The organism is Oleiphilus sp. HI0066 (assembly GCF_001635725.1).
On record NZ_LWFH01001711.1, the window covers coordinates 1 to 11,195 of the forward strand.

Genomic DNA, 11,195 nt, shown 5'->3' on the forward strand with positions numbered 1-11,195 from the left:
ACAGGAAGAAGCCCGAAAGCAGAGTCAGCGTTTGATTCTGCTTTTTTGTTTGGCTGTATTTGTCTTGGTCGTTCTAACCAATGCTTTGTTTGTCGTATTTGTTTGGTTTAGCGATATTGGTAACTTAGCCGGCACCCAGCGAATTAACGTTTCTAGCTTGCCTTGGTATCAAGCCTTGCTCGCGATCATTGATAATTTTGGTTGGGACAAGATCGCCATTGTTAGCGCGATTATTGTCAGTGTGATTGCGGTGGCTACGTGGTCAAAGTGGTCCGACTTAAGTAAGGGTGGCCATGTTGTCGCTGAACTTTTGGGTGGAAAGCGCGTAAGCCCTGATACCAAAGAGCTACACGAGCGTCGCTTAATTAACGTCGTTGAGGAAATGGCATTAGCTGCCAGCATGGCAGTTCCCCCTGCTTACGTATTGACGAATGAGCAAGGAATCAATGCCTTTGCGGCTGGTGTCAGCAGTGATGACGCAGTAGTCGCTGTTAGCCAAGGTGCGTTAATGCAGCTAAATCGTGATCAATTGCAAGGCGTTGTTGCACATGAGTTCAGCCATATTCTTAATGGTGATATGCGCTTAAATGTGCGTGTTGTCGCAACGCTTCATGGTTTAACCATGATCAATGAGACTGGTCGAATATTAATGGAGGCAGGGTCACGCCGAAGCTATCGTCGATCTTATGGATTCTCTAACTCCTCCAGAAAAAATAACGGCGGTCAGTTTGTTATTTTTATAGCAGGGCTAGCCTTGTGGCTTCTCGGTACGGTTGGGCAGTTTTTTGGTGAAGTGATTAAAGCGGCGCTTAGTCGACAGCGCGAATATTTAGCGGATGCATCGGCGGTACAGTTCACGCGTAACCCGACCGGCATTGGTGAAGCGCTTCAGATTATTGGCGGCTACGGTAAACATTCTAAAATTGATAATCCACGAGCGCATGAACTAGGGCATTTCTTCTTCTCAGCTGCATTTAACAGTCGTCTGTTTGCTACGCACCCGTCAGTTGATGAACGCATTGAGCGTTTGCTGCCAAATTGGAATGGCCAGTATGCTGAGTCGACGGCTGAAGCTGAGCTTCGGAGTGAGTTTGGTGATGCAGTCATGGGGTTTTCTGGAGGCTCACTTCATGCGGAAGATTTATCGAAAGCTGTGCAATCTGAATCATCTGGAAGCAGCGATATAAGTTTTGAATTTCAGGAGCAAGCTGCTGCTGAACCGGCGTTTAACCTTAAGAGTTTATTGGAGCGTGTGCACACTTCCTATGACGCCAAAGGTGTGTATTACGCGTTTATTGGGCATGAGTCTGTTGCGACCAACGATTGGAGTGAACGGATCGCGCCCTTATCTTTATCGCAAAAATTAGATTTGCTCCGTGCGGCAATTCCATCGCTTAAAACTTTATCAAAGGAAGAGTACTCCGCATTTAGATCATCTTACCTTCAGGTCATTAGCGCAGATAAAAAACGTTCGCTATCAGAGTGGTTGGGTTTTGAGTTGTTTCGTAATCCATGTGATCGCTTTTTTGGCTTAGCTAAGCCGGTTAAGCCTAAGTACAAAAATATTGAGAGTATCGCCGGCTTTTACCGAATTGCCGTGACCAAATTTGTTCAAATGGGGACGAGAACAACTCGTGATCAATTGGCGGCTATTGAGGCCGCTGGTAAAGCGAGCGGTATTGACTTGGCTGGTACCAAGTTAGCATTGAATATTTCAACGAAAGAATTCACTACAGCCTGTAGTGAGCTGAAGAAAGCTTACCCTCTGCTGACGCCTCGATTGATAAAAGGTCTATTAGCGGCAGCTGAAGTGGATGGCAAGGTCTGTGAGATTGAGCAAAAACTTGTGTCGATTCTCGCTGCGATTTGGGATTTACCGCTTCCAACTTTGGAGATGTCCGAGGCTGCTTAAATCGAAGCAGGTACTTTTTACTGCTTCTCTGGTGAAAGCCTAAGTCTAGTTCTCATGATGTGCACGGCTGTCTGATGGTGCATCATCTCGCTCAACCATTGAGTAGTCACGAGATACCTTGGCCACGCGTAAACGATATTCTTTAAACACGCCTCCACGGCCTTTGGCTTGCGCAAAACGGTGGGCCTCTAGGTTTCGCCATTCCTTAATCGCCGCTTCATCTCGCCAGAAAGAGAGTGACAGTATCTTGTTCTCATCTACCAGACTGCCAAAACGTTCAATTGAAATAAAACCCTCAATAGTTTCAAGCATTGGTCTAAGTGATGCGGCAATGTCTAAATACTCTTGTTTCTTACCTTCGGTTGGGACAACCTCAAATATAACGGCGATCATTGTAATTTAACTTCTTGCCTATAGATTATGAAAAGACAATCTTAGCGCAGTGATGCATTCAAGGAAGGGGATATGGCGCAACTTGCACAAATAAATATCGCATATGGATTCGAGGGAGTAGATCATCCTTCAATGGTCGATTTCAAAGAAGCGATTGATCATATCAACATGCTTGCAGAAAGAAGTGAAGGCTTTGTTTGGCGCTTTCAAACGGAAGAGGGTGATGCAACCGCGGTACGTTTATTTGATGACCCAAGAGTGATTATTAATATCTCGGTTTGGGAATCACTCGATGCTTTGAAGAACTACGTGTATCAAGGCGAGCACTTAGACATTCTTAAGCGTAAAAAAGAATGGTTCCAAAAAACCAAAGGCCCGCACCTAGCACTTTGGTGGATTGAAGATGGTGATTTTCCAACCGCTGAACAAGCGAAAGAGAAACTGGAATATCTAGCGAAGCATGGCCCAAACGAACATGTATTCAACATGGCTTGGGCCGGCAACATTAAGGTGCAACGACAGGAATAATTAAGGGTGGGTTTAGATTAAACTCAGTGATCAATCTTTTCGGGATTCGCTGCTCAAGAAGAAAAGTATCAATCTCCTCTCTAGTGGGCGCTGCTGGAAGAATATTGGACCATACATCACCGTCTCTGCTGCTCATCAAGTGGCCACTCAGGCAAGAAGTGACGGTTGTCGACTCAGAGCTCAAACTTGCATTTAGTTGATAGCAATCTTTGTCGATTAAACCATAGTAATTCCACTTTAAAGGACGTTTGATATCGTCAATATTAAATTCTGCAATCTGTAGTTTCCCAGTTTTGAATTTATTTCTCGGTCCTTGATTATTTCGTTTTGGGTTAGCTGCGACAACTCGATATGTATCTCCATTTGCCCAAGAAATATTAGAGGATTTATAAAACAGTACGCGGCCTTTTTCTCTATTCGCGGTTGTCCAAGTCATTCCCTGATCAAAACTTAAAGCTGGTCTGTTGGATACTTGCGCAGTTAAAGCACCATTACCTAGTTTTTCGACATCGATTGCTGGGTCTTCTAGTTTTGTTTTAATAATAGCGTTAGTCGATAGATCCCATTCAATCCGGTGGTGGCCAAAAAATATCGCTATTGAATCATTTTCTAGCTCAACATAACTGAATATTTGATGTTGAGTTGCTTCGTCATCCGGTAAGTCAAAGGTGTGTGATGCAATCCATTTCGATTCGTTAGGCTGGGATAAGTAGAAAAACAGAGAACGATTGTTCTTACCTATCGCCGCTAATTGTTGATTGTGTTGCTTGGCCAAGAAGAGTTGTTGATTAGGATCGACCTTTGTTTCTAACGCTGATTCGTCAGAGTTCGGCTTAGTTATCAAAGTGCCAAATGTTGTTCCAAAATATTGAGTTTCATCAGTCTGAAGATAACTTGTGGCTCGAGTATAGCCATTGATTTTATCACGCTTTTGGATGGTCAAATTGTCAGGATTGAAGATGATCAACTCACTGTTGTTGGTGAGAATGTATGGTGATTGATCAGTCTTACCTGTCTTGCTAACAGAAACGATATTTTCCGAGAACGCCACAAGGGCAGCGTATTTATTCTCAGAAAAACTGTCGTTCCAAGATAAGTGATCAGTACTTTTTAGTAATAGGTGATTTACAGGATTTGTCAGAGGTAAATAATCGAATCCACTATCTGGCGGCGTTAGGGTTAAAAACGACCATTTCGAATATTGGCCTGACAAAAAATTGATGTCGCTTGTTGTGTAAGGTTGAAGAACAAGAGAACCGAGATGAGTCAGCTTTTTCGGTTCTATGTTGAATGTCGGGAATGAACTCCAAACACCGAATCTTGCTTCAAAGTTCGGGGCGCCATAAGAAACCGATTTTCCTCGTCCTGTTAACTTGAAAACGGTGTATAACCCAGGTGGAAGTTGAGCAGCAAAAACAGCTGTGTTTGCCGTGTCGATGGCTGATTTTTTAAGTTCAAAAAATCTTATGCGATCGATTTCTTCTATTCCTAGCTCGGGGCCTTTTAGCTTTTGTAATACTAGTGTATCGAAGCCTTCCACAAATCGTGTGGCTTCCGAGTCGTTTAAGTTTACGTCGACATAAACCATCCCTAGTACTGGAGCGATTGGTGTATCGTCATGGTAAATAACCATGTGAGATGACCCACAAGCTGTTAATAGGAATAAGGCTGAAATTGCAAAAAATATGCGCGTGAAGGATTTATACATCATTTACTTCTTTTGTTGTTTTTATGAGGGCGCACATTATATACATTTTGGTTTAGCAAACGAGTGTTAATTCAGACCTATCTATAATCGATTAATCTGGACATTTTCTCATCGCCATTTTTCTTTATTGAATCAATAACTCCTCGACGGTTCTCTAATGTGTGATTCTGGCTGACTTTCCATTTGCCTTGGATTTCATCAATGGTGATGCGCAGACCGACAATCGCTCTGAGCATGGTATCGATGTAGCCGTTTGGTGCGTCGCTTACTTTCCACGGCTGCTCGCGTTGATCTTCTTGTGAGCGCGTGAGTTTTTCGACAATGCTTAATAGCTCGTCTTTATCATGGTTGAAGGTGATTTCTCCCTTGATATGAACGGCGGTGTAATTCCATGTTGGAACAACTTTCCCATCGACTTGTTTGCTAGGGTAGTAGCCTGCTGAAATGTAGGCTTGAGGCCCTTGAAAAGTCACCAGTACATCGCTGCCGTTCTCGATGTGTTTATGCAATGGGTTGGCTTTCGCGATATGGCCGATTAGTGTGTGTTGACCATCTATCTTTTCCAATAAAAGTGGAAGGTGATTGGCTTCAAGCCCCTCGCTGGTATTCACAATGAGTGTCGCAAGAGGATGTTCTGCAATGAGAGCGAACATTTGATCTTGATTGTCGATTTTAAAAGCCTTGGGCGTGTGCACTGTCGTTACCTAATTATCAGACCATCTTTAAATGCGAAGTAGTATTTAAAGAGATAATAAAAACACACACAAGTTAGGACTTTCTAATGATCATTGATGCATGGGCGCAACATCCGACGCTTCGTCATATTCAAGACCCTATTTTTGATTCACTTCGTCGTTGGACAAAAATGCCCGTGCCCGAACAAGCGCCTCCAGTCGCGATGACGGTTGCGATGATGGACCAAGCAAAGGTAGATAAGAGTTTGATATGTGCGTGGTATGCGCCGCGCAATGTGATGATTTCAAATGACGAAGTGGCAGGTTTTGTCGCAGATGCGCCTGATCGATTTATTGGAGTGGGTTCGGTTGATATTTCAAAGCCAATGGAAGCGGTGCGCGAGATTCGTCGTTGTGTAAACGAGCTCGGCTTTAAAGCGATTCGCATTTTACCTTGGTTGTGGGAAGTGCCGCCGACAGATCGTCGTTTTTATCCAGTCTATACGGCTTGTGCAGATTTAGGCATTCGGTTTTGTACCCAGATTGGCCATACCGGTCCCTTGATGCCAAGTGAAGTAGGGCGACCAATTTACCTTGACCAAGTGGCTCTGGACTTCCCTGAGCTGACGATTGTTGGGGGGCATATTGGTTACCCTTGGACAGAAGAAGCGATTGCGGTGGCGACGAAAAACGAGAACGTTTATATCGATACCTCGGCGTATACAGCGAATCGCTATCCCGATAACCTCGTCAAATTCATTAAAGAGCATGGCCGAACAAAGGTTCTATTCGGCACGAACTATCCAATGCTGCTGCCAGCGCAAGCCCTCAAGCACTGAGATAGCCTAGAACTTGAGGACGATGTGAAAGAGCTGTTTTTAAGTGGCAACGCATAGCGTATTTTCAATTTATAGCGGTTTGCCTGTTCCAACCTTTTTAGCTGTGTTCTAGCTTAATCTTCGCGCAGCTCCTTCAAATAATTTTTTGGAGGTGGCGCCCAAGATTGGTGGCTCGAATCATGTTTGTCTTCGCGACCGCTCTTCATAGATTCTTTCAACAGTTCCTCAAGCTTAATAAACAACAGGCGATAGTGTTGCATCATGGTGCTGTCGCCTTGTGCTTTCTGCCACATGTCGTACAAGCTTGAATCATGTTTTTGCTCAGTATCAATATAGTTTTGTTTGAGTTGCTCTACATGGAAAGGATGAAAACCGATTTCTTGCATCGCCTGTCCACCCAGTTCCAAAGCGGAATAAAAGCTTTCAAACACCACATGATGCGCACCGGCTTGTCGCAGTGCGTAGCCGTCTCGTCGATCGTAGGCGCGCGCTAAGATTTTGATATGTGGATAGGTATGCGAAACATGATTGACGAGCTCAATCGCTAACTCCGATTCGTCAATCGCGACCACGAATAAACTGGCTTGTTCGATACCTGCTGTATGCAGAAGGTCATGGCGTGTTGCATCACCGTAGTAACTCTTAATACCAATATTGCGTACCAGATTAATCTGGTCAACGCTGCGATCCAGAACAACGGTTGGAATGCCGTTAGAGGTCAGTAGGCGATTAATTACTTGGCCAAAACGACCAATACCGGCAATGACGACCGGTGCTGAATCTTCAATTGCATCCTCTTCTTGAGAGGCATTGGTATTGAGTTCAAATCGAGGAAGAATAATTTTGTCGAAGGCAATAAACAGAAGCGGCGTTAGGAACATAGAAATCGCGATAACCAGCGCTAATAGCTTAGAAATATCATCAGGCAGTCCTGAGTTTTGAACACTAAAACTCAAGAGTACAAACCCAAACTCACCTGCTTGCGCTAGGCTCAGTGAGAGCAACCATCGATCGCTGTTTTTGATACGGAAAATCGTGGCAAGCACATACAGAATGCCAAACTTTACGAGCATCAATGCTGCGGTGGCGGCGAGCACAGTTAGCCACATGCTTGAGAACAACCCGAAGTCGATACCTGCACCAACCGTGATGAAAAACAGTCCTAGTAACAAGCCTTTGAAGGGCTCGACCGTGCTCTCTAATTCATGTTTGAACTCGCTATTGGCCAGCACAACACCTGCTAAAAATGTACCGAGGGCAGGGGACAGACCAACCAAACTCATGATCGCAGCAATGCCGATAACGAGGAGCAAGGCGGAGGCCGTAAAGATTTCTCGTAACCCCGATGCGGCTACGAAGCGGAAGAGTGGTCGACTAGCAAAATGACCGCCGACAACAACAATTGCAATCGCGCTCAGTACCACGATTGCATAGGCCCAGCTTGATAAACCATCGACCAAGCTATAGCCGTGATGGGCGTCTTCTGCTACAGTAGGTGAGCCACTTAAGGCGCTAATTGCGAGAAGCGGAATCAATGCGAGCATTGGAATGACCGCAATGTCTTGGAAGAGCAGAACCGAGAACGCGCTTTTACCGCCCTCTGATTTATTTAGACCTTTTTCGTTGAAGGTTTGAAGTACGATCGCTGTAGAAGAGAGGCTGAAAATCAGACCAATGGCGAGGGCATAGGTCCACTGATCGATAAATAAACTGGCAATCAATGCGATACACAAAGTGCTCAGACCAACTTGCAAGCCACCAAGGCCAAGAAGTTTCGTCTTCATATTCCAGAGCATTTTGGGCTCAAGTTCTAAACCAACCAAGAACAACATCATCACCACGCCGAATTCAGCAAAGTGTTGAATAGTTTGTGTCTCTTGTCCTACTAGCCCAGCGATTGGGCCGATGACCACGCCAGCAATGAGATAACCCAGTACCGAGCCAAGCCCTAAGCGTTTAGCAATCGGAACGGCAATAACGGCAGCGAGCAGGTAAATACTGGCTTGAATGAAATAGGCGGTCATATCAAACCTCGTTGTTCTTGTTAGTGGTGTTGGCGTTGTTGTAATGGTTGCTTAAGTCAATGTCACCGAAGGATTCATGCGTGAGAGACCCATCACTGAGTGCGTTGAAAAGTGCACTCGCTTTTTTTGTATGAGGCTCGATACGACCATCCTCTTTGGCTGTTCTTGCGCCAAACAAAACGAGAGGCGGTATGTAATGCATTTGGCATAGATGCGCGACTTGTTCGAAAGGGCGTAGTAATTCGCGCAGTGGATACTGGTTCAGCCCCTCTGTTTGATAAGCGCTTTCTTGGGCTCCTGCACTCGTCAGAATGAACAAGGTTTTGTCCTTGAGCTTGTCGCCACTCTTCCCGTAAGCAAAGCCATATTCGAGCACTAGATCTTGCCACTCTTTGATGATGGCTGGTGAGGAATACCAGTATAAAGGGAATTGAAATACAACGATGTCATGCTCGAGCAATCGCTGCTGCTCTCGCTCTACGTCGATATGAAACTTTGGATATTCGGCGTATAGATCAACCGCAGTAATATTATCGATCTTTTTCAGAGCAGAGAATAAGGTCTTATTGACCTCGGAGTCGCCTTGAGCTGGGTGGGCAAAAAGAAGCAGAATTTTTTTTGTCGTCATTAGAAGATCGTCTAGTCGTATCATTGAATCATTGTTTTGTCAGCGTAAGCACGCCGAAAATCTTATCTTTATCTATATTCAAGCGCTCATTGCTGACAGGCTTAATTGTGTCGGCGGGGGTTGTTACCGTTTCTGAGGTGGCATAAGCATAGGCATCGCCGCTGCTAGTTCCACCATCGAAGGCATACAGTTCTGCGCTGTATTCGTTTATTCATGCGCCATTCACGCAAAGAGGGAGAGCTGACACGCCAACAAACCAATCAAGTGAAGGCGCTATCATGCTGATCAGACTAAGGCATGAAAACTCGGGCGTTGCCGAAAATTGCGTTGTGATGATGCCTGTACCGGTATTTAGATCAGGGCCATCAATATAACTGCCGGCTTTATCTACTTTGATCAACCACTCAACGCAGTTTTTTAACTTGTAATTTTGGCCTTTCTCCGCGACGAGTGTGATTGCTTCACTAGCCTTCTGTCCTTCTTGCCATGGAGTGATTTGAGGCAAATGTGTTGCGCCTACGAGCTTTGAGTAGTGTGCATCTGAGGGTGGATATTCAATCGGAAAAGTCTCTTCGCTCCATATGCTTTCGTACGTCACTTGATACTGAGCATGACCTTCGCAGGCCATATGCGTATCACTTTTTTGAAGGGCTGAGCATGCTGACAGACCCAAAATACCTGAGAGCAATACAACATGAGACATGGTTTTCGTATCAGGCATATTAAAGATCATCCTGCTGCGATGTGAGCAATATTAGTTAGATTTTTTAAGATAGCTTAGATTTATCGATCGTAGGCTTCTACGTTAACAAGACATTCGCAATTGTGATACCGCAGAACAGAAAATGTTGACTAAGGTTAAGTCAGAATTTTAGAGAGCGCTTATGATCCAACTTAACATACTTCAAAATCTCGGATGGCAGTCTTTTTTTCAGCAACAAGTCTCGCTTGATGAATGGGGCGATGTGACCGCAGCGCGTGCTGTTGAACAACACCGCTCGGAGTTATTAGTAGATACTGGCGAGTAAACGTTTGCCTTGAGTATTGTTCCAAGTATGCCGCCTATTGTGGTGGGGGGCTGGCTTTTGTTGATTGAAGAGAGTGAAGGTAGTCAAAACAGTGCCTATCGTTTTCATCGTTTGCTTGAACGTAAAGGTCGTTTCGCACGCAAGGCTGCGGGTAGTGAAGTGAAAGAGCAGTTGATCTCGGCGAATGTAGATACAGCGTTTATCGTGAGTTCGGCGAATCATGATTTCAACTTAAATCGTATTGAGCGTTTTTTAGCTTTGGTCAATGAAGCGGATGCTGATCCTGTGGTTGTTATTACAAAGGCAGACCTCGCTGATAATGTTGAGGCTTTAGTATCACAGGTACAAAGTATTGATCCGAATTTATCTGTCTTAGCCGTCAATGCACTTGATGTAGCGTCTCATGAAGACTTTGAGCCTTGGCTCGTCGAGGGTGAGACAATTGTATTATTAGGTTCCTCTGGAGTCGGTAAGTCGACACTCGCAAATACATTGCTTGGTGAACAGCTGCAAAGTACCGGCGGTATTCGTGAAGATGACAGTAAAGGTCGGCATACAACCACTTCACGCGCATTGATCTCGCTTCCGCAAGGTGCGTTGTTATTGGATACGCCGGGGATGCGAGAGCTTCAGCTTAGCGATGTAGAAGACGGTATCCATGAGGCATTTTCTGATATCGAAAAGCTTGCTCTACGTTGCAAGTTTAACGATTGCATTCACGGTGAAGAACCAGACTGTGCAGTTCAAAAAGCGATTCAGGACGGTGAGTTGAGTGCGCGACGATTAGCGAATTATCAAAAATTATTACGAGAAAACGCTCTGAATTCAGCGAGTCTTGCTGAGCGTAGGGCAGCGGATAAGAGTTTAGGGAAGTACTATCAGAAGACTCAGGCTGAAGCGGTCAAGTTAAAGGGCCGATGAGGCAAAGCATTAATCTGTTAGGGCTAAGCGTTTAAGTTTAAACGAAGGTGCCAATCGGCGAGCGATTCATCGGGGTATTCTGCGAAGCATTTATCGTGTGTTTGTTTATCGACTTCTACCCATGAAGCTTTTGAGTTGAGCATCATGTGTGAGTGTTCAGGAGGGATTGGCAATTCGGTGTCGATGACTGAAGCAAATGGATGCACAAGCTCCGGCCAACGCGGATCACATCGCCATAATGAACTTCCACATTTTTTGCAGAATCGTCTTTCTGCTGGGCTTATGTTTGTTTCACCTGTTTCTTCATCTTTTATCAATGCATGGTAAACAGTGATATTTTCTTCACCCTCTATTTTTAATGTTTTCGCGTCGGCTCCGAGATTGATGGCATAGCCGCCACCTCCTGCAGTTTTTAGACAGCATAGAGCAATAACAGCTATTAAAAGGACAAAGACTAGAAGCTCCGACGTGGAAGCTGACGCTGCCGCAGTGGCATGAGCCTCTTGGGTGCATGCGCTTACCATTGGTTAAATGAGCTTG

At 44.9% G+C, this 11,195-nt stretch carries 12 protein-coding genes; 5 read left to right on the forward strand and 7 right to left on the reverse strand.

Features of this window, described 5'->3' with window-relative positions:
• On the forward strand, positions 1-1,912 hold a 1,912-nt coding region (locus A3738_RS26750), incomplete at its 5' end, for a M48 family metallopeptidase (protein WP_068763974.1).
• A 45-nt stretch (positions 1,913-1,957) separates the two neighbouring features.
• Here the strand turns inward: A3738_RS26750 and A3738_RS26755 are convergent.
• Positions 1,958-2,305, reverse strand: a complete 348-nt coding sequence (locus A3738_RS26755; protein ID WP_068500046.1) for an antibiotic biosynthesis monooxygenase — start codon at positions 2,303-2,305, stop codon at positions 1,958-1,960.
• 72 nt (positions 2,306-2,377) lie between these two features.
• On the opposite strand from A3738_RS26755, the gene A3738_RS26760 reads away from it, so the two are divergent.
• A complete protein-coding gene (locus A3738_RS26760) occupies positions 2,378-2,833 on the forward strand; it encodes a DUF3291 domain-containing protein (RefSeq protein ID WP_068502292.1) in 456 nt (151 codons plus the stop codon).
• Here the strand turns inward: A3738_RS26760 and A3738_RS26765 are convergent.
• Together A3738_RS26765 and A3738_RS26770 are read right to left on the reverse strand one after the other, a co-directional pair.
• Positions 2,811-4,466, reverse strand: coding sequence for a hypothetical protein (locus A3738_RS26765; protein WP_156502664.1), 1,656 nt, complete (start codon positions 4,464-4,466; stop codon positions 2,811-2,813). The two genes, A3738_RS26760 and A3738_RS26765, sit on opposite strands and share 23 nt — an antisense overlap.
• Positions 4,467-4,618: 152 nt before the next feature.
• On the reverse strand, positions 4,619-5,236 hold the full coding sequence (locus tag A3738_RS26770; protein WP_082878479.1) for an FMN-binding negative transcriptional regulator: 618 nt from the start codon (positions 5,234-5,236) through the stop codon (positions 4,619-4,621).
• Positions 5,237-5,322: 86 nt separating this feature from the next.
• On the opposite strand from A3738_RS26770, the gene A3738_RS26775 reads away from it, so the two are divergent.
• Positions 5,323-6,054 carry an amidohydrolase family protein gene (locus tag A3738_RS26775; RefSeq protein ID WP_197472410.1) on the forward strand — a complete coding sequence of 244 codons (732 nt, stop codon included), beginning with the start codon at positions 5,323-5,325 and terminating at the stop codon, positions 6,052-6,054.
• A 113-nt stretch (positions 6,055-6,167) separates the two neighbouring features.
• On the opposite strand, the gene A3738_RS26780 is transcribed toward A3738_RS26775, so the two are convergent.
• The 3 genes from A3738_RS26780 to A3738_RS26790 all read right to left on the reverse strand — a co-directional run bounded on the left by A3738_RS26780 (position 6,168) and on the right by A3738_RS26790 (position 9,427).
• The gene (locus tag A3738_RS26780; protein WP_068502287.1) at positions 6,168-8,078 is read right to left on the reverse strand and encodes a monovalent cation:proton antiporter-2 (CPA2) family protein; all 1,911 of its coding nucleotides are present in this window, start codon (positions 8,076-8,078) and stop codon (positions 6,168-6,170) included.
• Between the two features lies 1 nt (position 8,079).
• Positions 8,080-8,706, reverse strand: a complete 627-nt coding sequence (locus A3738_RS26785; RefSeq protein WP_068502302.1) for an NAD(P)H-dependent oxidoreductase — start codon at positions 8,704-8,706, stop codon at positions 8,080-8,082.
• Between the two features lie 211 nt (positions 8,707-8,917).
• Entirely contained in the window at positions 8,918-9,427 is a 510-nt protein-coding gene (locus tag A3738_RS26790) for a spondin domain-containing protein (protein ID WP_197472317.1), read from the reverse strand.
• 163 nt (positions 9,428-9,590) lie between these two features.
• On the opposite strand from A3738_RS26790, the gene A3738_RS32205 reads away from it, so the two are divergent.
• Together A3738_RS32205 and rsgA are read left to right on the forward strand one after the other, a co-directional pair.
• Positions 9,591-9,734, forward strand: a complete 144-nt coding sequence (locus A3738_RS32205) for a hypothetical protein (protein WP_231876775.1) — start codon at positions 9,591-9,593, stop codon at positions 9,732-9,734.
• Between the two features lie 9 nt (positions 9,735-9,743).
• Positions 9,744-10,655, forward strand: coding sequence for a ribosome small subunit-dependent GTPase A (rsgA, locus tag A3738_RS26795; protein ID WP_231876776.1), 912 nt, complete (start codon positions 9,744-9,746; stop codon positions 10,653-10,655).
• A 23-nt stretch (positions 10,656-10,678) separates the two neighbouring features.
• Here rsgA and A3738_RS26800 read toward each other — a convergent pair whose 3' ends face one another.
• Positions 10,679-11,179 carry a GFA family protein gene (locus A3738_RS26800; RefSeq protein WP_369819838.1) on the reverse strand — a complete coding sequence of 167 codons (501 nt, stop codon included), beginning with the start codon at positions 11,177-11,179 and terminating at the stop codon, positions 10,679-10,681.
• Positions 11,180-11,195: the final 16 nt, after the last annotated feature.